This is a genomic window from Rhodococcus sp. IEGM 1302 (assembly GCF_030056935.1).
Lineage (GTDB): Bacteria > Actinomycetota > Actinomycetes > Mycobacteriales > Mycobacteriaceae > Rhodococcus_F > Rhodococcus_F qingshengii.
This window is the reverse complement of sequence record NZ_JASHKY010000003.1, coordinates 303,549-324,803: the sequence shown is the minus strand read 5'-3', so window position 1 is coordinate 324,803 and position 21,255 is coordinate 303,549. Positions and strand designations below refer to the sequence as shown.

Below are 21,255 nucleotides of genomic sequence, written 5' to 3'. Positions count from 1 at the left end.
ACTGGATCAACGACAATCGCAGGCCCCGACCGATATTCGTTCGGGGCCTGCGCCGTTCGAAAATCAGAGCGTGGCAAAGAGATCCACGGTGTTGCCGTCCGGATCGAGAAGAACGGCGTAACGCTGGCCCCACACGGCGTCGAAGGGCGCCTTGTGCCCGGGGAACTCTGCTGTTATGCGCTGATACGCCTCGTCGACTGCGGCGGGAGTCCCGAAATCGAAGGCCAAGGCGACGGGGTGTCGACCTTCCCCGACGGCGAAGTCAGGATCGAAGCTCGCGATGGTGGACAGCGCGTCCCAGGCCAGCCGAAGCCCACCGTCGAAAGTGAACTCCACATGCGGAGCGTCAGCGGGTGTTTCCGGAATGCCGAGCCCGAGGGTTCGGTAGAACGCGAGGGAACGAGCGAGATCGTTGGTGACGATTCCGACGAGATCGAGTCTCGGAGAGACGGACACGGTATTTCTCCTGTTTCAGGTCGAGAAGTGATCGGCGAGTGTGTGACGATGATCTGATGACCGGCGCTGACACCCTCGCTCTCGACGGTAGTCGGACGGTAGCGTCGAGTCTTGAACAAAACGGCCACACCTATATCGAGACTCAGATCACCGATTCGGCCGGCGTCTTCAGTTGCACGTGGAAAAGCACCAGCGAAGCCCATACGCCCACGGAAGCAAAGCGGATTCTTCCCGATCTCTGCGCCGACTTCATCGTCGACAGCACCGGAAAGTCGTGGCTCGTCGGACCTGCCACCGGTGCCGATCTGGTTTCGGTCGCCGCCGGTACAACCATGTGGGGCATCCGGATCAATCCACCGGCTCTGCGGAGCCTGCTCGGCACAGCTGCCGACGCAGTGCAGGATTCGAAGATCGCCTTCGACGACATCCTCACTTCCAGACAAGCGCGGGTACTTGCCGACGCCCTGAGCCACGAGGCAGTCGACGCTCACCTACTGGGCCAGTTGTGGCGCGGACTGGAACCCGACCACGGAATCGAGCGTGGTTACTCCGCGCTCATCTCCTCCCCTTCCACGCCGATACGAGAGATTGCTGCAGACCTCGGTGTTTCCGAACGTCATTTCAGACGATCGATCACATCGGCGGTCGGGCTGTCCCCCAAACTGATTCAGAAGGTGCAACGAATGCAGGACGTGTTGACTCTCAGCCGCGGCGCAAATCTCACGCTGTCGTCGCTGGCCGGTCGCGCCGGCTACGCCGACCAAGCCCACCTCGCACGCGATACGCGTGCACTGGCAGGCCTGACACCGACTCAGCTACTGCGCGAGCACCGGTAACGATGAGTGAAGAACTGTTCGCCGCCCTCGATCACCTGGCTGCCACGTCAGCTGTCGTGATCGATCGCCCCCGAGGGTCGGCACACCCGCGGTACCCCGATGCGATCTATCCGCTCGACTACGGCTATCTCGACGGCACGGTCAGCGCGGACGGCGACGGGATCGATCTGTTCCGAGGCTCGGCCGTCGGCAACGGTGTTGTCGCCGTGGCCGTTGTTGCCGACATCGTCAAGAAGGACGTGGAAGTCAAGATCCTTCTCGAATGTACTGCGTCTGAAATCGACACTGCCACAGCATTTCTCCGCGACGTTCTAGGTCTCGGTGCCACTGTCTTGCGGCGCGCCGTCAGCTGAGTTCGTCGAATCGCGGAACAAGATGCTCCGCAACCCACTTCGCTTCCTCGATCAGAGGCCAACCTGCCAGGATCAGTGCAGTCAAACCGGTTCGGCTGCGAAGCGTGCGTACCGAGTCCGTGATCGAATCCGGATCGCCGACGTAGTACACGGCCGATGACCCGGTGCCGAAGATGTCGAGGGGTGACCACGCCGTGATACCCGCGTACAGCCCGTCACCGACGTACAACTCCTCCGGTTCCGGAAGTTGGCCGGAGGCAATCTTGTCCGCCCAACCCTGTCGCTGAGCGTCGCGGGCGGTGAAGGTCTTGAGGTCTTGCTTCCCCTGAGTACGACGACGCACTGCGTTGTCCAAGACATGAGCGATCTGCTCGACGCCCGTCTTCTCGAACAACGAACGGAACCGGTCGTGCGCCTGCGCCTTGGTGGGGCGAACGATCACACCGGTGAGCGCACCGAAGTCGGTGAACTCGCGCCCGGCTGCCTCCGCCGCCGCCCGTGCGGCAGAGAATTTGTCTTCGATGAACGAAGTCTCGCGCAGCATCGCCAAGTAGGTGTCGAGCACCTTGCCTGAATTCGCCAGGCCTGCAGGCGAATCACCGGTACCCCACAGCGGAACCTGATGCCCAGCGGGCGCATCGATACGCAGTGGTGTGTTGGGAAAGTTCGACTCCGTGCCTTCGGCGTAGATGCGGCGGAAGTCCGCCCAGTACTGTTCCCCCAACTCGTAACGCTCGTCGTGGGGCACGTTCATGTCGTACTTGGTCAGGATGTTCTCGCGTCCGTTGACCGAGTTGATCAACAGTCGGCCGCCGCTGAAGGCGTCGAAAGTCAATGCCTTCTCCGCCAGCAGTCGCACCGGCGTCATGTTCGCGTAGACGGCGACGAGGAACTTCATGCGCGTGGTGTGCGCTGCCGCCCACGTCGCCGAGATGAACGGATCGTTCGGCCAGGTGGCAACAAGCGCACCTTCGAATCCGCCGTCGTCGATGGTCTTCGCGAGCTCGATCTGCCTGGCCCCGTCCACGGGGAACAGCCCACCGGGGCTCCACGGGTAGTCCCCGTCTGCCTGGGTGAGATACCAGAATGTCTTGATGCCCATCAGTTCTGCACTCCAGCCGGCAGGTCGAACGATTCGATTCGGGCACGCGAACGGATGGTGTCCGCATTCACGCTGTAGAGCGCGTCGAGGTATGCGACCGCGAAAGAACCAGGACCTGAGGCATTTTCCTCGGCGATCTCCGATGCCACGGCAACATGCGTATGCGCGGCAACCAATCCGTCCAGCGCGGTCGACGTGACGGCGAGGTAGGCAGCGACCAGGCCTCCCAGAGAGCAACCGGTACTGGTCACGCGCGGCAACAGAGCGCTGCCACCGGAGACTCGGATGCCCCGAACGTCGCCGCCACCATCGCGGCCGACGATGTAGTCGACCGGTCCGGATGCCGACACGGCATCCGCACGCTTCAGGAGTGACAGAGCGGCGGGCACTGCGTCGGCGGAATCGGAGGCACTGTCGACGCCGCGGGTGTCACCGCCGAGTCCGGCCAGAGCGATGATCTCCGATGCGTTCCCGCGGATGGCGCTGGGGTGAAAGCGCAGCAGATCCACAGCGATACCGCTCCGCCAGGGTAGTCCGCCGACACCGACGGGATCCAAAACCCATGGCGTACCGGCAGTTCGGGCCGCTTCTGCTGCTATCAGGAAAGCTTCGGCTGTCCCGTCGTCCGGCGTTCCGAGGTTGACGAGCACTCCCCCGGCGATGGCAGCGAACCCACCCGCTTCGTGGACGTTGTCGATGTGAGCGTTGCTTGCGCCGGCGGCGAGCAGAACATTGGTCAAGAAGTTCGCAGAAACGATGTTGGTCAGCGACTGGACGAGCGGTACCTGATCGCGGAGTGCGTCGATCGCCGACGCGACGGTTTCGACAGAGACAGTGTCAGACATGAGAATTCCTTCAGAACGGGAGGTAATTGAGGACTGCGGCGATTCAGGACCGCGGACATCGAACATCCGCAAGCGCGCCGCCGGGCTCACCGCCGACAACCATCGGCAAAGTCGGATCTGCAGTCCATTCCTCCAACGAACCGTCGTAGACCTTGACGTCCTCATAGCCGCCGCGGATCAGTGCGAGTGCTGTCAGGCACGCCGAAACTCCACCGCCGCAATAGATCACGACAGGTTCAGCGACGGGTGGTAGAACGTCAGCAGATTTCGACCGAACATCGTCCGCCGGAAGCATCCGGGCATCGGCGTCGAGAAGACCCTTCGCAGACAGATTCACACTTGACGGAATATGTCCGCGTCGCGAATATCGCGTCTTCTCCGTTCCCTCGTACTGCTCAGGCGCCAGCGCGCACACCAGCGTTCCGGCTTCTTCTCCTGCGGACAGTGAGGCAACGCGAGGTAGATCGACCCACAGGCCAAGGTCCGTCACACTCCAACGCTTCGACGCCGACGTGTGGGTGACGTCGTCGCCGCTCGCGAGGGCGAAGCCGCATCGAGTCCATTCGGCGAGGCCACCGTCGAGGACCCTTGCTTCGATGCCGGCGTTGCGAAACACCCACCAGAGCCGTGATGCCCAAGTGGTCGAACCCTGGTCGTAGATCACGATTGTCGCACCCGGTTCGATACCACTGGATTGGAGATCGGACATCAACTGCTCCGTTGACGGGCGTGTGAAATGCAGCGCCGCTTCCCTTTCGGAAAAGACGTCCATGAGGTCGACGTGTCGGGAACCCGGGATGTGCGAGGAAACCCAGCCGTCGTACCCGGACTCCGGGCGATAGTCGCCGTCGAATCGAGCGGGAGGAAAATGAACCGTCGCGTCGAGCACAGCGACGCCTCCCTCGCGCAGCATCGCGTCGAGTTCAGCAGCACTCACCAGCGGCGACGCGGTCTCTCCAGCCACTTCAGACCCTCTCCCTCGGAAACGAACAAGCACGAACCTAAATGAGTACTAGCGTATACGCAAGTACTCACTCGTCGCCGATGGCATAATCGAACGCGCTCTACTTGCATGCACAGGAATGAGGACACATGGATCTCGACGCCGATACGAGCACCACCGATCTGCTGGTGCCGGAGGCTGCGCTGGGCCGGTCCGATCAGACCTCGCGGCAGTACCTGCGCCTGCGAGCCGACATCCTGGCCGGCAAGTTCCCCCAGGGCTCTCCGCTGCACGAGACTCAATTGTGCGAATCGTACGGCGCATCGCGTACCCCGATCCGCGAGGCACTCAACTGGCTCGCGCACGACGGTCTACTCGAACGAGCCGCCCGCGGTTTTCGTGTCCGTTCCGGCACACCCGAGGACGTCATCGAAATCTACGCAGCGCGGGTTGCCCTCGAATCGGAAGCCGCCGGCGCCGCCGCACTCCGCCACAGCGATCTCGACCTTGCCCGCCTGGACGGATTGCACGAGTTCTGCTGCACTGCAACAGAAGGCACCGAGGTTCGTGCCGGAAACTTCAAGTTTCACGAGGCCCTCTGGCAGGCCGCCCACAATTCCACGATCACCTCATTGCTGATCCGCCTCACCACCCAATTGCGAATCTACGACAGCGGCCCGCCGTCGAACTACGGCGAACCTGACCTGCTCAATTCGGAGCATCAAGAGATCCTGAACGCCATCCGCGCCCGGGACGAATCGTCCGCACGTGGTCACATGCGCAACCATCTCGAGCGCAGCCGCGACCAACGAATAAGGATGTTCGCCAGCCGCTGACTTCAGACAGCCCAGATTTCTGCACACTGACGCCTGCGCCGCCGTCGCTCAGACGGGGAGCGTGCCGGTGTCGACGTCGTACACGCTCTCGGCCGGGCTCGACATCACTCGATCCGCCATCTCCTGCTTGAGCTCTGTCAGCCGTGACTCGTCTTCGGCCGTCCGGTCGGACTTACGGGACAGAGTGATGAACTCGTCGACGACGAACCCCTCCCGAACAGTCAGCGTGACGCTCGCGCCGCGATAGGTGATCCGAAATACATACAGCGCGAGCGTATTTCCACGTTCACGCCTGGCCAAGGAACTGTCAACGGTGTACCGCCCTTCGGTCACCGCGCGCGTGACCAACTCGAACGCATCGCGCACTCCTGGTCCGCCGTGTGCGGTGGTGACGACCAGCTCGCGACGCTCGACGGAGCCTTCCCCGCCGAGCACACCGAGAGCGCGCTCGAGAACCTTGTAGGCATGCGCCACGCCGCCCGGGGCCTGCGGACCGTGATAGCGGAGGGCGTCCTCGTACGTGAAGTCGAGCATCGTCCCGTGATCGGTCACGGTGAGCGTGGTGGCCATGATGGGCGTCCTTGCCGGTCAGTGCTGGCGGTCGATCGGATTGATCCGCGAGACGATGAGCGGATCGATCGGAGTGAAAGGGAAGTGCGGCAGCTCCCGCTCCGGAACGCCGAACGAGGCCGAGAGAACGCTGCGCGAGAACGCGGAAGCCGTTGCACGGTAGCCTATGTCGCCCGGTGTCGGCTGGTCGAAGAAGATGAGGAAATTGATGTCCTCGTCACCTAGAACCTCGATATGATGGGGATAGGCACGCGGAACGAAATACACCTGACCGGGCTCCAGTAGGTAGGTGTCGAGCGAACCGTCCGGATCGAGGACCGTCATCCGCCCGTGACCACGATGCACGTATCCCATTTCGGCAGTGACGGGATGCCAGTGTGGCTCACGCATTCCACTCTCGCGAATAGTCAACGAGTACATCGAAAGATCCTCCAGCGCCGCCCAATACTGCTTTCGCGCCACTTTCGCCTGTCCGTACGGATATGCGAGAGGCGCGATCTGGCCTTCGAGATCGAAGAGATGCGCGTTGGGAAGGCCGGCGGTATCGGGAACGACGGCGGCGCCGTCCCGCCGAACTATCTGGGACGCATCGGCTCTACCGAAGACGTCGAAGGCCGATGCGGCGAGATCGTACGTATTGCCGAGCACCGCGTTCGACATTGCGCTGACGCTACTCTGCAACGAAAAGTGCTGCGGCAGAGAAGTACGCAGGGCGGCGATGATCTCCGCCTCCTCCTCTCCGACATTCTCGATGTGATAAATCGCGCCGGATTCGACGTGATACATCTGCCCCGCTCGCACCACGAAACTGGCGAACTCGTCAGCATTGCCCAACATCGAGACGAGCACGGTTCCGCTGGTGACGTAGGCGATCTGGTTCGCGTTGACGTTCCATTGTGGTTCACGGATCGCGCCGGGACCGAGAACAATTCGTTTGATCGACAGACCGGACAGGATCGGCAACGAACTCGTGTCGAGCTGCGAGATCGACCCGAGTTCGTTCTCGAAGACACTGGGGCCATTGCGTAGTGAGGCAACGTGTGTAGACATGGCAATTTTATCCTTCCCACTCTGGTCCTTTCGACTCCGCTCCCTTCCGCCTCGCTGACGTCAGTCCTCGATGAACGCGAGAATGTCCTGGTCCAGTGTCTTCTGATATGAGCCGTAGATGCCGTGAGGTGCGCCCGGATACACCTTCAGCGTGCCCTTCTTCACCAGCTTGATCGCCTTCTCGGCCGCTGCGCCGATCGGCACGATCTGATCGTCGTCGCCCTGAGCGATGAGGAACGGAACGTCGATGGCTTCGAGATCGGAGGTCTGGTCCGTCTCCGAGAATGCCTTGACGCAGTCGTAGGCCGCGGCGAGGTTGACCAACATACCTTGCCGCCAGAAGTCGTCCTTCGCCCCTTGCGAGACGTCGGCACCTTCGCGGTTCGCGCCGTAAAAGCTCTCGCTGAGATCCTTGTAGAACTGCGATCGGTCTCGCAGAACTCCCTCACGGATGCCGTCGAAGACCTCGATCGGTGTGCCTTCGGGGTTGCCGTCCGACTTGACCATGATCGGCGGTACGGCGCCGGCGGTGATCACCTTCGCCACGCGCCCTTTGCCGTGCTGCGCCGCGTACCGGACCACTTCCCCGCCGCCGGTCGAATGGCCAACCAGGACCAGGTCTTTCAGGTCGAGTGTGTCGATCAGCTCAGCCAGGTCCTTGGCATATGTATCCATGTCGTTGCCGGTGTACGTCTTCGACGAGCGACCGTGTCCTCGACGATCGTGCGCGATGGTCCGGTATCCGGCGTCGGCGAACAACTTCATCTCGACCTGCCACGCGTCAGAACTCAGCGGCCACCCGTGGCTGAGGACGATCGGCCGGCCGACGCCGTGCTCGGTGTAGTAGATCTCGGTTCCGTCGGAGGTGGTGATGTAGGGCATGCTCTGCTCTTCTCTGTCGAGTCGTGGACTGAGATCCGGACACGGTGCCCGGTTTCCTCACTCTGCGAGTGCCCACTACGGGGGCAGTCGACTCATCGATCGACAGAAATGTGCGTGGGGGCAGAAGACTCCGGCCCGACACCACGAAGCGTGGTGCCGGGCCGGAGCCTTCAGTCAAAGGGAAACGATCAGTAATCGTCCTCCGTGTAGACGATCATCCCGCGCAGATTCTTTCCTTCGAGCATGTCGGCGTACCCCTCGTTGATCTCCTCGAGCTTGTAAGTCTTGGTCACCAACTCGTCGAGTTTGAGTGCGCCGCTTCGGTAGTGATCGAGCAACTTGGGAATCTGGGACCGTGGCCCTACCCCGCCGAAGATGGCTCCCTGCAAACGCTTCTGCAGAAGGGTCAGCTCGAAGAGGCTGAGCGTCACCTGCGAATCTGCGTAATGCCCCATTCCGACGACCACGACCTGGCCACCCTTGCCCGTCGCGCTGAGCGCGGGCTGAATGATGTCGCCGTGAATCTCGCCCACGGTGATCACGGTGACGTCGGCCATCTTGCCCCAGGTGATCTCGCCGATCACCGGTAGCGCTTCCTCGAGGGAGGCAAAAGTGTGTGTGGCGCCGAATTCCTTTGCCTTGTCGCGCTTGAACTCGACGGGATCGATCGCGATCACAAATCGTGCTCCGGCGGACGCCGCACCCTGCACCGAGTTGATTCCGACGCCGCCGACGCCGACGACCACCACCGTGTCGCCGACCTTGGCTCCACCGATTGCGGTGGCCGATCCCCAACCGGTGGCAACACCGCAGCCGAGCAAGGCCGCCTTGTCGAGCGGGATGTCCTTCTCGATCTTGATCACCGACGCCTCGTTGACGGTCACGTACGGCGAAAATGTTCCGAGCAGGCACATCTGGATGACCGGCTCGTCGTCGAGGGTGACGCGGTACGTCTTGTCGGAGATCGCCTGCCCGGTCAACAGGCCGGCTCCCTCGTCGCAGATGTTCTGCAGACCCTTCGCACAGGACGGACAACGTCCGCACGCCGGGATGAAGGCGAGAACCACGTGGTCGCCTTCTTCGACGCTCGCGACACCCGGGCCGACCTTCGTCACCACTCCGGCGCCTTCGTGCCCGCCCAGGGCCGGGTAGAAGGGCAGCGGGCTGGCGCCCGTACGCAAATGTTCGTCCGAATGGCACAGCCCCGATGCGGCGAGTCGGACCTGCACCTCACCCGAGACCGGGTCCCCCAGCTCGACCTCTTCGATCTCCCACGCCTGACCTGGCGCCTTGACTACCGCTGCCTTGACCTTCACCTGCACTCCTCGAAATTCTTCGTGATGCACGGACGACGAAAGAACGCGCCGGCATTTGTGTCGCCGATCACACTCCATGTACGAGTGTGCCTGAAGTAGCCCGAGAATACCGTCGGTCCGTGTGCCTTTTTGGTAGCCGCCTCTACCAGAAAGGCGCACGGCTAACATGGACACAGTGGCCAAGGGAACTCGCAAGACCAGAACTCGCAGCAGTACTCCCGAGCGAGGCGAGTCCGGTCCCGTCGCCGGCACTTTTCCGATCGATACCGGGACGTGCGAACTAGTCCGCGATCAGTACTCCGACGACAGCTGGATCATCCAGATCAACGGAGTGCCCAGTTCCCACGTGAACGTCGCGGATCCCACGGTGCTCGATTTCGAGTACATGCGGTGGATCGCTCATCTGGTCGATTCCGAACGTGACAAGGCCGAGCGCCTGCGGGTGCTTCATCTCGGCGGTGGCGCCTGCTCCATGGCCAGATACTTCGCCGCCACGTACCCTGACGCGCGTCAGGTGGTGGTCGAAATCGACGGTGCTCTGGCGGAACTCGTACGCGATTGGTTCGACCTCCCGCGCGCGCCTCTTCTGCGCATCCGCGTCGGAGAAGCCCGCGCCGTCACCGAAACTCTCACCGAGTCCACCCGGGACATCGTGATTCGAGATGTCTTCGCCGGCAGCACAACTCCGACACCACTGACGACGGCGCAATTCACCACCCACGTACGACGCGTGCTCGCACCGGGCGGCATCTACATCGTCAACTGCGGCGACACCCCGGATCTCCAGGGCGCGCGCAGCGAGGCCGCAACCATCGGCGCACAGTTCGAACACATGGCGATCATCGCCGATCCCGCGATGCTCAAGGGCCGCCGCTACGGCAACATGATCATCGCGGGCAGCGACGTACCGATCGGCGGGCAACCCGCGCTCGCGCGCGAGCTACTCGGCGGCGGAGTTCCCGCCCACGTGTGGCAGGACGCCGAAGTCCGCAAGTTCGCCGCGAATGCGCCGGTTCGCCAAGACTGAGCAAAAACGCTACTCCCCGCCGAAGACCCTCTCCACCACTGCTTTTGCCCGACGCGTGATGCGCAGGTAATTGTCGAGGAATTCCCCTGCGTCGTCGCCGTATCCAGCGACCTGCGCCACCGCCGCGAGAACACGGCCCGGGCCGGGAAGCTGATCGGTCGGCTTCCCCCGCACCAGAACGAGGCAGTTGCGTGCCTTCGTCGCGGTGATCCAGGCGTCACGCAGCAGTTCGACGTCACCTTCGCTGAGCAGTTCCGCGGCGCCGATGGCGTCGAGAGTCTCGAGGGTCGACGTGTTGTGCAGCGACTCGATCTTGTCGGCGTGGCGCAGCTGCAGCAATTGCACAGTCCACTCGATGTCGGCCAAGCCACCGCGACCCAGTTTGGTGTGCGTCGCCGGATCGGCTCCGCGAGGAAGCCTTTCGGAATCGACTCGCGCCTTGATGCGCCGGATCTCGCGCACCGCCGCGTCACTGACGCCGCCTTCGGGGTAGCGCGTCTTGTCGATCATGTGCAGGAACCGCAGTCCCAGTTCAGGATCACCGGCAGCCGGGTGCGCACGAAGCAGCGCTTGAATCTCCCACGCCTGAGCCCACTTCGCGTAGTACGCGTCGTACGACTCGAGCGTGCGAACCATCGGCCCGTTGCGGCCTTCCGGACGCAATCCGGTGTCGACTTCGAGCGGAGGATCCGTGCTCGGTGCCCCGAGAAGCTTGCGCACCTTGTCGGCAATGCTGTTGGCCCACTTGACCGCAACGGTCTCGTCGACGCCCTCGCGGGGTTCGCACACGAACAGCACGTCCGCATCGGATCCATAGCCGAGTTCGCCGCCGCCGAGTCGGCCCATGCCGATGACGGAGAAACTGGCCGGCGCCTCGGTCCCGAGTTCGGTGACGCTGGCCTTGATCACCGCGGAGAGCGATGCATTGAGCACCGCGGCCCACACCGAGGACAGCGCCTTGCAGACTGCAGGAACATCGAGCATGCCGAGGATGTCGGCCGAAGCGATGCGCGCAAGTTCGTGTCGCCGCAGCGAGCGGGCCGCGGCAACAGCACGATTGGGATCACTGTGTCGGCCGGAGGCGGTGAGTATTCCGCGAGCGACGTCCTCGGGCTTCGGCTCGACCAGGCGCGGTCCACTCGGCGAATCCGCGAACAAGCGAATCACGTCGGGAGCCTTGATGAGCAGGTCGGGTAGGTACGCCGACGAGCCCAGCACGGTCATCAGACGCTCGGCCACCGCAGCCTCGTCGCGGAGCAGGCGCAGGAACCACGTCTGGTCGACGAGCGCGTCCGAGAGCCTGCGGTAGGCGAGCAGACCGGCATCGGGATCCGGTGTGTCCGCGAGTGATTCGAGCAGAGTCGGCAACAGGAGCGCTTGAATGCGACCCTTGCGTGAAGCGCCACTCGTCAGTGCAGTCAGATGCCCGAGAGCATGCTCGGGTGCCGTGTAACCGAGAGCGGCCAACTGGCGAACCGCGGCTTCTGGCCCCAGGACCAGTGCTTCCTTGTCCATCCGCGCCACCGATTCGAGAAGCGGGCGGTAGAACAACTTGGCGTGCAGGCGGCGAATCCGATGCGAATTCCGCTTGATCTCGGCGCGCAGGACTCCCAGGGAATCCAGACGACCGTCGGGTCGCATGTGCGCGGCGCGGGCCAGCCAACGCAGCGCTTCCTCGTCGTCCGGCGGCGGCAGGGTGTGTGTGCGCTTGAGCTTCTGTAACTGCAGACGGTGCTCGAGCAGACGCAGGAATTCGTACGACGCAGTCAGGTTGGCGGCGTCGTCGCGGCCGACGTATCCACCCGCCGCCAATGCAGTCAGTGCATCGACGGTGCTCTGGACATGCAACGAACTGTCAGCGCGCCCGTGCACCAATTGCAGGAGTTGGACGGCGAATTCGACGTCGCGCAAACTTCCGCGGCCGAGTTTGAGTTCGCGCTCACGCAGTTCGGGGGGAACCATTTCCTCGACGCGTCGACGCATGGCCTGGACTTCGGGGACGAAGTCCTCGCGCTCGGAGGCGATCCACACCATCGGGCTCATCGCCTCGGAGTACTGGCGACCGAGCTCCATGTCGCCGGTCATCGGACGAGCCTTGAGCAGTGCCTGGAACTCCCAGGTCTTGGCCCAGCGCTTGTAGTACGTGATGTGGGATTCGAGGGAGCGAACCAATTCTCCGCGCTTGCCTTCGGGCCGCAGCGCAGCATCGACCTCGAAGAATGCGGAGGTACCGATACGCATCATCTCACCGGCAACGCGACTGGCCGTCGCATCGGCCGGTTCGGCGACGAACACCACGTCGACGTCGGAGACGTAGTTCAGCTCGCGCGCACCACATTTGCCCATGGCGATCACGGCGAGCCGGATCGGACAGCTGCCCTCGGGACACACCGTTGCGATGGCCACCGCAAGTGCAGCGGTCAGCGCGGCGTCGGCCAGATCGGAAAGCTGGTGCCCCACAGTCTGATACGGAACTACGGGTTCGTTCTCGACGGTCGCCGCAAGATCAGCCGCAGCCAGCAGCATCAACTGGTCCTTGTAGCTCTTACGCAGAGCAACAACAGCTTCCGGCCCGGTTACCGTGGCGCGGTAGGTCAATGAACCTTCGGTGGCACCCTCGTCGACAGTTGCACCCACGACCTCGAGCAACGCTGCAGTCGCCTCGTCCTTGGTCGGCAGAGCGGTGCCGTCGAGCAGTTTCCAGCCGATCGGATCCGCGGCCAGGTGGTCGCCGAAGGCCGACGACGCACCCACCAGTGCGAACAAACGGCCGCGCAGGCTCTTGTCCTTGCGCAGGACCTGATCGAGTTCGCGCCACCCGTCGCCGAGCCCGTCCTTGATCCGCACAAGGGTGCGCAGAGCGAGGTCGGCGTTCGCGGCACGCGACAGCGACCACAAGAGTTCGATGCTCTCGGCGTCGACCCAACCGAGCTGACGCAACTCGTCGGCAGCGGTGGGCTCGACCAGCCCGAGTCGACCCGGTCCTGGAACTGCTGATCTCGCAGCGGGCGGTTTCACCGTCACAGACCGAGGTAGGTCTTGAGCTCGAACGGCGTCACGTGGCTGCGGTATTCCTCCCACTCACGACGCTTGTTGCGCAGGAAGAAATCGAAGACGTGCTCGCCGAGTGCTTCGGCCACGAGCTCCGACTTCTCCATCTCGCGCAGAGCGCTGTCCAAGTTGCTCGGCAGTTCCTTGTAACCCATGGCGCGGCGCTCGGCGGAGGTCAACGACCACACGTCGTCTTCTGCCTCGGGCGGCAAGGTGTAGCCCTTCTCGATGCCGCGAAGACCGGCAGCAAGCAGGACCGCGAAAGTCAGGTACGGGTTGCAAGCCGAGTCTGGGCTACGGATCTCGACGCGGCGCGAGGACGCCTTGTTGGGCGTGTACATCGGGACGCGAATGAGAGCCGATCGGTTGGACGGGCCCCACGACGCAGCAGTGGGTGCCTCTCCCCCGTGGACGAGTCGCTTGTACGAGTTGACCCACTGGTTCGTGACCGCACTGATCTCGTTGGCGTGCTCGAGGATGCCGGCGATGAACGCCTTGCCGGTCTCGGAGAGCTGCATCGGATCGTCCGGATTGTGGAAGGCGTTGGTGTCGCCCTCGAACAGGCTCATGTGGGTGTGCATCGCGGAGCCGGCCTGATCGCTGAACGGCTTGGGCATGAAGCTCGCCCGGACGCCTTCACCGATCGCGACCTCCTTGACGACGTACCGGAACGTCATCACGTTGTCGGCCATCGAGAGTGCGTCGGCGTAGCGCAGATCGATCTCCTGCTGACCCGGCGCGGCCTCGTGGTGGCTGAACTCGACCGAGATGCCCATCGACTCGAGTGCGTCGATGGCGTGGCGGCGGAAATTCGGAGCCGAATCGTGCACGGCCTGGTCGAAGTATCCGCCCGAGTCGGCCGGGATCGGTGGAGTGCCGTCGATCGGGCCGTTCTCCAGAAGGAAGAACTCGATTTCCGGGTGGACGTAGCAGCTGAAGCCCAAGTCGCTGGCCTTGCTCAGCTGGCGACGCAGTACGTGGCGCGGATCGGCCCACGACGGCGAACCGTCGGGCATCGTGATGTCGCAGAACATGCGAGCGGAATGCTGCGCACCGTCCTTGTGCGCCCACGGCAGGATCTGGAATGTCGAGGCGTCGGGCCGAGCGACGGTGTCGGCTTCGGAGACTCGTGAGAATCCCTCGATGGCGGAACCGTCGAATCCGATTCCCTCCTCGAAAGCGCCTTCGAGTTCGGCGGGGGCGATCGCCACCGATTTGAGGTACCCGAGAACATCGGTGAACCACAAGCGGACAAACCGAATGTCGCGCTCTTCCAGGGTACGAAGCACGAATTCTTTTTGGCGATCCATGCACGCGAGACTAAGCAAGCCACGTTAAATCTGTGTTACATCAGTGGTCCCGGTTAACAGAGTGATTGGTCACCATCGAATAGGCGCAGCGTACGGCGCCGCGCCGGCTAACATGTCAGACCCTCTTCCGGAGCCTTCAAGTAAACGAAGTAGTCGACGACGGCATCGTCGACGCAGGAGTTTCCGTCCAGAACCACCGTGTGTTGGGTTCCGTCGAACGTGATCAGAGCAGCGCCCAACTGCTTCGCGAGATCCACTCCCGCCTGATACGGGGTCGCCGGATCCTGCGTCGTGGACACGACGACCAGCTGCGGCAGACCGGCGTCAGCGAGTGCCTGGGGGTCGAGCGCGTGAGGGCTGCCGGTAGCCGGAACGGGCCAGAACGCGCACAGGTCGAGCGGCGCTTGACCCGTCCCGCGGCCGTCGTCGAGGAACGGCGCCGCCTCGCGGTACCGAGTGTCGGATTCGCCGGCCTCGGCGCGGTCGGTGGTTGCCGGATCGTCCACGCAGCGAATGGCGTTGAACGCGTCGTTGATGTTGGAGTAGCTGCCGTCATCCTCACGGCCTTCGTACATGTCGGCGAGATTGAGCAGCGAGTCGCCGCGTCCGTCGGCCAGACTCGACAGACCCCCACGCAGCGGCGTCCACAACTGTGGCGAATACAGAGCCTGCTGCACGCCCGTGATCGCGTCGGAATAACTCAGCCCTCGCGGATCGGTGGTCTGTGCCGGCTTCTCGATCAACGGATCGACGAGTGCCTGAAAGCGTGCCTGCGCCTGCGCCGGATCATCACCCAGCGGGCAATCCGTTCGCGAGACACAGTCGGCGACAAAGGCGTCGAACGCGCCTTGGAAGCCCTGCCCCTGCAAGACCACCTCGTCGACCGGATCCTGCTCGGGGTCGAGCGCGCCGTCGAGGACCATCGCTCGGACGTTCTGCGGAAAGGTTTCCGCGTACGTGGATCCGAGCCGGGTCCCGTACGAGAACCCGAGGTAGTTCATCTTCGGATCGCCGAGAACGCCCCGAATGACGTCCATATCTCGCACCACCTCGTAGGTACCGACATGAGCGAGGAACTCCGTACCGGTCCGCTCAGCGCACTTGGCGGCGTAGTCCTTGCTGTCCGCCTCGGCGAGAGCGATGCCCTCCGGCGTCATGTCGACGTTGACCTCCGCACGCTCCGCGTCGGTCTCCTCCGGCGTCAAACACCGAACCTGCGGGGTCGACGCCCCGATCCCCCGCGGATCGAAGCCGATCATGTCGAAACGTTCCTGCAATTCGGTGCCCGAACCCGAGGTCGCCATCGACAGCCCGGACCCACCCGGCCCGCCGGGGTTCAGCAACAGTGAGCCGATGCGGTCGCCGGTTGCCTTCGAACGCGAGATCACCACCTTCGCGGTGTCGCCGTTCGGATTCGCGTAGTCGACGGGAACGCTCACCTCGGCGCAGTCGACCCCACGCCCCAGCGGCGCAGTTCCTTCTTCGACAAATTGGTCGCACGAACCCCAGTCGAGCGTCTGCTCGTAGAATTTCTCGAGGCCGGACGGCACCGCGGACGCGGCAGAACCAGCAGGTTCCACTGATTCGGGCGTGCCTTCCGAACTGGTGCAACCGACAACCAACACGAGCACTGCTGCGCTTCCGGCGAGGGCACCGGAGAGGCGAACGAACTTCGACATGCCATCGATGGTGCCAGGAAACCGCGATAGCCAGCGGTTCGCCTCGTCTCGGCACCTACCTGATACGCGCGCGGTGATGTGACCCATTGCACCCCGTCAACTATTCGTGTCGGCGATGTCCGGTGGCAGACTGAACACGTCATCACCCACACCCGGGGACCCGAAGGCGATCAACGCTCAGGGCCTCGAGGCCAGAAAGGGACAACGATGTCCGAAACACCTCTCTACGGTTCTGTACCCAGTGCAGTTTCTGTACCCACTGCAAGCTCTACCGATGCACCGAAGCGTAAGACGCGCATTCACCACCTCGCCGAGATGAAGCAGAACGGCGAACGCTGGTCGATGCTCACCGCTTACGACTACTCCACGGCACGCATCTTCGAAGACGCAGGCATCCCGGTGCTGCTCGTCGGCGACTCTGCCGCCAACGTCGTCTACGGCTACGACACCACCGTGCCGATCACCGTCGACGAACTGCTCCCGCTCGTGCGTGGCGTCGTTCGCGGCGCGCCGCACGCACTCGTCGTCGCCGACCTCCCCTTCGGCACCTACGAGGGTTCCGCCGAGCAGGCCCTGGCGACTGCCACACGGTTCATGAAGGAAGGCCTCGCGCACGCCGTCAAACTCGAGGGCGGTGAGCGGATGAGCAAGCAGATCGCGGCAATCACCTCGGCCGGCATCCCCGTCATGGCACACGTCGGATTCACCCCGCAGAGCGTGAACTCGCTCGGCGGATTCCGCGTCCAGGGTCGCGGCGACGCGGCCGAGCAGCTTGTGGCGGACGCCATTGCAGTCCAGGAAGCCGGGGCGTTCTCCGTCGTCATGGAAATGGTTCCGGCCGAGATTGCGGGCCAGGTCAGCCGCAAACTCACCATCCCCACCGTCGGCATCGGGGCCGGTTCCGAATGCGACGCTCAGGTACTCGTCTGGCAGGACATGGCGGGTTACACGAGTGGTAAGACAGCCAAGTTCGTCAAGCGTTTCGGTAACGTCGGTGACGAACTGCGTTCCGCAGCCGCAGCCTATGCATCAGAAGTTCGCACTGGCGCTTTCCCGGCCGCAGAACACAGTTTCTGATCCGAGACCGGCGAACGCCGCCTGTCTCTCAACCAGCCAGGGGTGCGTTCAATGATCGGTAACCGTCGAAGTTCTACTGCCGCAGCTGTAGTCGGCGCGGCAGCTCTCGTCACGGTGCTGAGCGGATGCGCGGGAGGGTCCACCAACTCTCCCGCGCCCAGCAGCACTACGCCCGCGAGTTCCACCACGACGGCGCCGGCAACAACCGCGTCCGGTTCGACGTTCACCGACGCTCAAGTCCAGCAGTTGTGCTCGGATATGGAAGGGCAGCTGCAGAACTGGCGGACCGTCACCCCGACGCTCGGCAAGGGCGGACTGAACACGATCGTCATCACGTGGGCGACGCAGAACGGCATCAACCTGCTCGATCTCGCTCAGAACCGCGAAAGCATCGACGCGGCAACCTCAGCCGCGTGCCCCGACGTCCGGAGCGGCGCGATTTCCGCACTCGAGATCCCCGATCTCGCTTCCGGCCTGGTGGGCTTCTGATGACCGACACTTCCGCGCAGCCGTCGGCTCTCCGGAGTCCGTATCCCCCGATCGAGCCTTTCGTCACCGGCTTCCTCGATGTCGGTGACGGCCAGAGCATGTACTGGGAAGTCAGCGGAAATCCGGACGGCAAGCCGGTGGTGTTCCTGCACGGTGGCCCCGGCGGTGGTGCGCAACCGGCGGTACGCCAGTTCTTCGATCCGGCCGCATACCGCATCGTTCTACTCGACCAGCGCGGCTGCGGGCGGTCCACCCCTCACGTTGCCGACGGCGCCGACCTGTCGGTGAACACGACGGACAAGCTGCTGGCCGACATCGAAGCCCTGCGTGAACATCTTTCGATCGACAAGTGGATGGTTTTCGGCGGGTCCTGGGGTTCCACGCTGTCCATCGCCTACGCCGAAACGTTTCCTACGCGCGTCACTGAGCTGGTCCTGCGCGGGATCTTCCTCCTGCGTCGTAGCGAGATCGACTGGTACTACAACGGCGGCGCGGGAAACATCTTCCCGGAGCGCTGGGACAAATTCCTCGAACCTGTACCCGAGGCGCAGCGCGGCGAAGACCTCGTCGCGGTCTATCACCAACTGCTCCATTCCGAAGACCCCGACGTCGCAGCCCGGGCAGCGATCGCCTGGTCGGCTTGGGAAGGATCGACGAGCTACCTGTACCCACAGGCGGACAAGATCGAACAGAACTCCGAGACCCGGTTCGCCTTGGCTTTCGCCCGTATCGAGAACCACTACTTCGTCAACGGCGGGTTCTTCGACGAGAACCAACTCCTACGCAAAAGCTCCGCACTGCACGGCATTCCGGGGACGATCGTCCAGGGCCGCTACGACGTCGTCTGCCCCGCCACCAGCGCGTGGGCGCTGCACAAGGCGTGGCCCGAATCCAAGCTCGTGATCGTCGACGACGCGGGACACTCCGCGATGGAGCCCGGCATCATGCATCACCTGGTGGAAGCCACCGATTCTTACCGGTAACTCCCTACGCCGGGAACGTGAATTCCACCGTCCGTTTGACGGTGTCGACGGCGGTGAGTCGCACCTTTGCGCGCTCACCGTCGTCGGGCGTTCCGACGCATTTCGCAATCACGGCGACCGACGGGACAAACACTTCCGCCGAGCGCTTTCCGTCCTTGGCGCGCATCACCACTGCGTCGAAGACCTCGCCGACCCGGCCGTCGAGCAGCGTGGACTCGGTCAGATCGATGCACGCACGGTCGACCTTGTTCGCCAGCGAGTCGGACCCACTCATGATGTCGGGCAGCTCGGGAAGTGCAGTGCGCGCCCATTCCGGTACCGGCGTACCAGCTGTGATCGCCAGACACACCTCGGTGCTGAAACGATCGGACAGCCGGCGCAGCGGAGCAGTCACGTGAGCGTAGGGCGCTCCGATCCCCGCATGCACCGTCAACTCCGGTAGTCGACCGTCGAAGGCCGCGTAGTCTGCCCCGCGCAGCAACGACGGCGCAACCGACATCAGCGCCATAGTCGACGGCTCGTTGGAATCGAGGCCGGCAAGAATCTGCCCGACGCTTTGCCCCTCCGGCCACGTGATACCCAGCGCCACTGCAGTTCTCCGCAAGGTCCGAACCGCGGACTCCTCGGCCGGCGGCAGCGTGCGAAGCAACCCGATACCTGCGTCGATCATCATGCGGCCGGCACACATCCCGGTCAGCAGCGACACTTCTGCGTTCCAGTCGTCCGCTTCGGTACGTGGCTCCAGTTCGATCCGCCAGCGAGCCGAGGACTCGTCCTCCGACTGATCCCGAACCACTGACTGCTCGGGCAGTTTCAGCTCGATGGCACCCCTGGCAACCGCCGAGACACTGCGCAATCGTCCGAACTCCGGTAGTGCGGCGATGGACGGATGCAAGGTTCCCGCGTCGGCATCGCGCTGCACGGTCGAATAGTCCAGACGTGCCACCGATTTCACGAGAGCGCGTCTCACCTGCCACGACGTCGGCTCGGCCTGCGCGTCGAGTTCGATCCGCCACAGCGCGGCGGGACGAACCACGTCCGGCAGCAGACTCGCCGATCCCTCCGACAACGCTCGGGGATGCAGCGGGACGGAACCGTCCGGGAGATAGAAGGTTTGGCCCCGCTTGCGGGTTTCGATGTCGAGAGCGCCACCCGGCGTCACCACCGCCGCGACGTCGGCGATCGCGTAGTGCACGACGTACCCGGTCGAGATCTTCTCGATGTGCACTGCCTGGTCGAGGTCCATCGATCCGGGAGGGTCGATGGTCACGAAGGCGATACCCGTTTCGTCGACACGCCCGGCACCGAAACGATCCACGGCATTCTCGGCCTCGGCCTGCGCCGCAGCCGAGAATGCTCCTGGCAAGTCGAACTCCGCCCGAACCACTCCGAAGTCGATTCCCTGCACCATCATTCGACTTGCGGGCACGCATCCTCCATGATCGGTTCGGGCCGGTGTAGCAGCAGTACCGGTCCCAGTTGTTCGAGTCCCGGCTGTTCCAAGTCTCAGTTATTCCAAGTCTCAGTTGTTCCAGTCTTCGTCTGCCCGATCGGCGGCTTTGTTGCGTTCGGCAGCGATCTTCAATGCATGCTCGGCAGAGTCCCGATCAGGGTACGGCCCCATCCTCGTCAGCGAGGACGCACCCTTTCCCTGCGTGACGGAACCGTCGGACACGTCGAAGTACCAGAGTCGATCTTCATCAGTCATATCCACAGTGTGACATCAGAGTGAGATAGAAGCTTGTAGATCGCTGTGAGACTGATATTCTTTCTACTTGGCCTGGCAGGTGAGAACCGGACATTCGAACGGTGAGTTCTGCTTGAATGCCCAACACAAGCTACGAACAGAAAATGGAGTGCGCATGTCCGCAATTCTTTACGATTACCTCCTCCCGCTCATGGGCCATGACGCGGCAACGTACTGGGCTACGCTGCTGGTCATCAAGCCTGTCTGACAGCTTTTCGAACAAAGAAGACCCCCACCGATCCGGTGGGGGTCTTCTTTTTCTCACTGTGCAGATCGCGGGCGGACGAGTCGGCGTGTAAGCCGGATCCTGTCCTGCGGCACCGAAGTGCCGAGTGGCGACCATCCATCTGGGCACACCGTCGCCGGGTGCCTCGAGCGGTTCACCCGCAGGCTCGGGCGAGCAGCCCTCGAACACCTGCGCAGCCGCACCGCGAGCGATGCGACCTTCAACCTTGCTCCGGGCGGGGTTTACCTAGCCACCCCGGTCACCCGAGGTGCTGGTGCGCTCTTACCGCACCGTTTCACCCTTACCTGCCTCGAAAGGCAGGCGGTCTGTTTTCTGTGGCACTGTCCCGCGAGTTGCCTCGGGTTGCCGTTAACAACCGCCCTGCTCTGTGGAGTCCGGACTTTCCTCGGCCCCAGGCCTGTGCGCGATACGCGCTGGTTCCAGAAGCCGCGGCCGCCCGGCCAACTCGTCCGCCCC

Annotated in this window: 20 protein-coding genes and 1 other RNA gene; 7 read left to right on the top strand and 14 right to left on the bottom strand. The window is 63.4% G+C overall.

All coding sequences use genetic code 11. From position 1 onward, the window contains the following. Nucleotides 1–63: 63 nt before the first annotated feature. A complete protein-coding gene (locus QM609_RS08625; protein ID WP_030537550.1) occupies nucleotides 64–456 on the bottom strand; it encodes a VOC family protein in 393 nt (130 codons plus the stop codon). A gap of 56 nt (nucleotides 457–512) precedes the next feature. On the opposite strand from QM609_RS08625, the gene QM609_RS08620 reads away from it, so the two are divergent. Together QM609_RS08620 and QM609_RS08615 are read left to right on the top strand one after the other, a co-directional pair. Beyond that, a complete protein-coding gene (locus tag QM609_RS08620) occupies nucleotides 513–1,292 on the top strand; it encodes a helix-turn-helix domain-containing protein (protein ID WP_228232662.1) in 780 nt (259 codons plus the stop codon). A gap of 2 nt (nucleotides 1,293–1,294) precedes the next feature. Then, nucleotides 1,295–1,645: an inorganic pyrophosphatase gene (locus tag QM609_RS08615; RefSeq protein ID WP_047270827.1), complete on the top strand. Its 351-nt coding sequence runs from the start codon at nucleotides 1,295–1,297 to the stop codon at nucleotides 1,643–1,645. Here the strand turns inward: QM609_RS08615 and QM609_RS08610 are convergent. Genes QM609_RS08610 through QM609_RS08600 form a run of 3 tightly spaced genes read right to left on the bottom strand, consistent with a single transcriptional unit; the run spans nucleotide 1,638 to nucleotide 4,556 of the window. After that, on the bottom strand, nucleotides 1,638–2,747 hold the full coding sequence (locus QM609_RS08610; RefSeq protein ID WP_076948665.1) for an LLM class flavin-dependent oxidoreductase: 1,110 nt from the start codon (nucleotides 2,745–2,747) through the stop codon (nucleotides 1,638–1,640). The two genes, QM609_RS08615 and QM609_RS08610, sit on opposite strands and share 8 nt — an antisense overlap. Continuing rightward, nucleotides 2,747–3,592 carry a hydroxyethylthiazole kinase gene (thiM, locus tag QM609_RS08605; RefSeq protein ID WP_050656432.1) on the bottom strand — a complete coding sequence of 282 codons (846 nt, stop codon included), beginning with the start codon at nucleotides 3,590–3,592 and terminating at the stop codon, nucleotides 2,747–2,749. Before thiM ends, QM609_RS08610 begins: the two co-directional genes overlap by 1 nt. 43 nt (nucleotides 3,593–3,635) lie before the next feature. After that, nucleotides 3,636–4,556: a sulfurtransferase gene (locus QM609_RS08600; RefSeq protein WP_073512201.1), complete on the bottom strand. Its 921-nt coding sequence runs from the start codon at nucleotides 4,554–4,556 to the stop codon at nucleotides 3,636–3,638. A 128-nt stretch (nucleotides 4,557–4,684) separates the two neighbouring features. Between QM609_RS08600 and QM609_RS08595 the strand changes: the two genes are divergently transcribed. After that, nucleotides 4,685–5,371, top strand: coding sequence for a GntR family transcriptional regulator (locus QM609_RS08595; RefSeq protein WP_003941581.1), 687 nt, complete (start codon nucleotides 4,685–4,687; stop codon nucleotides 5,369–5,371). 48 nt (nucleotides 5,372–5,419) lie between these two features. Here the strand turns inward: QM609_RS08595 and QM609_RS08590 are convergent, their stop codons facing one another. The 4 genes from QM609_RS08590 to QM609_RS08575 all read right to left on the bottom strand — a co-directional run bounded on the left by QM609_RS08590 (nucleotide 5,420) and on the right by QM609_RS08575 (nucleotide 9,189). Next, on the bottom strand, nucleotides 5,420–5,941 hold the full coding sequence (locus QM609_RS08590) for a hypothetical protein (RefSeq protein ID WP_042445775.1): 522 nt from the start codon (nucleotides 5,939–5,941) through the stop codon (nucleotides 5,420–5,422). 18 nt (nucleotides 5,942–5,959) lie between these two features. Further along, a complete protein-coding gene (locus QM609_RS08585) occupies nucleotides 5,960–6,991 on the bottom strand; it encodes a cupin domain-containing protein (RefSeq protein WP_007735448.1) in 1,032 nt (343 codons plus the stop codon). A 60-nt stretch (nucleotides 6,992–7,051) separates the two neighbouring features. Next, nucleotides 7,052–7,873, bottom strand: a complete 822-nt coding sequence (locus tag QM609_RS08580; RefSeq protein WP_003941629.1) for an alpha/beta fold hydrolase — start codon at nucleotides 7,871–7,873, stop codon at nucleotides 7,052–7,054. Between the two features lie 188 nt (nucleotides 7,874–8,061). Continuing rightward, nucleotides 8,062–9,189 (bottom strand): NDMA-dependent alcohol dehydrogenase, encoded by a 1,128-nt coding sequence (locus QM609_RS08575; RefSeq protein WP_003941634.1) that lies wholly within the window; start codon nucleotides 9,187–9,189, stop codon nucleotides 8,062–8,064. Nucleotides 9,190–9,355: 166 nt separating this feature from the next. Between QM609_RS08575 and QM609_RS08570 the strand changes: the two genes are divergently transcribed. Beyond that, nucleotides 9,356–10,216: a spermidine synthase gene (locus tag QM609_RS08570; RefSeq protein WP_007735449.1), complete on the top strand. Its 861-nt coding sequence runs from the start codon at nucleotides 9,356–9,358 to the stop codon at nucleotides 10,214–10,216. 9 nt (nucleotides 10,217–10,225) lie between these two features. Here QM609_RS08570 and QM609_RS08565 read toward each other — a convergent pair whose 3' ends face one another. The 3 genes from QM609_RS08565 to QM609_RS08555 all read right to left on the bottom strand — a co-directional run bounded on the left by QM609_RS08565 (nucleotide 10,226) and on the right by QM609_RS08555 (nucleotide 16,256). Next, nucleotides 10,226–13,240: a bifunctional [glutamine synthetase] adenylyltransferase/[glutamine synthetase]-adenylyl-L-tyrosine phosphorylase gene (locus QM609_RS08565; protein ID WP_050656433.1), complete on the bottom strand. Its 3,015-nt coding sequence runs from the start codon at nucleotides 13,238–13,240 to the stop codon at nucleotides 10,226–10,228. Then, the gene (locus QM609_RS08560; RefSeq protein ID WP_003941637.1) at nucleotides 13,237–14,577 is read right to left on the bottom strand and encodes a glutamine synthetase family protein; all 1,341 of its coding nucleotides are present in this window, start codon (nucleotides 14,575–14,577) and stop codon (nucleotides 13,237–13,239) included. The genes QM609_RS08565 and QM609_RS08560 overlap by 4 nt, the downstream gene beginning before the upstream one ends. Before the next feature lie 107 nt (nucleotides 14,578–14,684). Next, nucleotides 14,685–16,256, bottom strand: coding sequence for an alpha/beta hydrolase (locus QM609_RS08555; RefSeq protein WP_030537557.1), 1,572 nt, complete (start codon nucleotides 16,254–16,256; stop codon nucleotides 14,685–14,687). 207 nt (nucleotides 16,257–16,463) lie between these two features. Here QM609_RS08555 and panB point away from each other — a divergent pair, with 207 nt between their 5' ends. From panB to pip, 3 genes are read left to right on the top strand one after another with little or no spacing between them, the layout of a single operon-like run. Next, complete coding sequence (gene panB, locus QM609_RS08550) at nucleotides 16,464–17,333, top strand: 3-methyl-2-oxobutanoate hydroxymethyltransferase (protein WP_007735454.1); 870 nt, start codon at nucleotides 16,464–16,466, stop codon at nucleotides 17,331–17,333. A 51-nt stretch (nucleotides 17,334–17,384) separates the two neighbouring features. Continuing rightward, nucleotides 17,385–17,822, top strand: coding sequence for a hypothetical protein (locus tag QM609_RS08545; RefSeq protein WP_007735455.1), 438 nt, complete (start codon nucleotides 17,385–17,387; stop codon nucleotides 17,820–17,822). After that, entirely contained in the window at nucleotides 17,822–18,805 is a 984-nt protein-coding gene (pip, locus tag QM609_RS08540; RefSeq protein ID WP_050656434.1) for a prolyl aminopeptidase, read from the top strand. The genes QM609_RS08545 and pip overlap by 1 nt, the downstream gene beginning before the upstream one ends. Before the next feature lie 4 nt (nucleotides 18,806–18,809). On the opposite strand, the gene QM609_RS08535 is transcribed toward pip, so the two are convergent. The 3 genes from QM609_RS08535 to rnpB all read right to left on the bottom strand — a co-directional run bounded on the left by QM609_RS08535 (nucleotide 18,810) and on the right by rnpB (nucleotide 21,247). Further along, the gene (locus tag QM609_RS08535; RefSeq protein WP_050656435.1) at nucleotides 18,810–20,219 is read right to left on the bottom strand and encodes an RNB domain-containing ribonuclease; all 1,410 of its coding nucleotides are present in this window, start codon (nucleotides 20,217–20,219) and stop codon (nucleotides 18,810–18,812) included. Between the two features lie 108 nt (nucleotides 20,220–20,327). Beyond that, nucleotides 20,328–20,513, bottom strand: a complete 186-nt coding sequence (locus QM609_RS08530; RefSeq protein WP_007735457.1) for a hypothetical protein — start codon at nucleotides 20,511–20,513, stop codon at nucleotides 20,328–20,330. Between the two features lie 319 nt (nucleotides 20,514–20,832). Continuing rightward, nucleotides 20,833–21,247: RNase P RNA component class A (gene rnpB, locus QM609_RS08525), an RNA gene on the bottom strand. Nucleotides 21,248–21,255 lie beyond the last annotated feature (8 nt).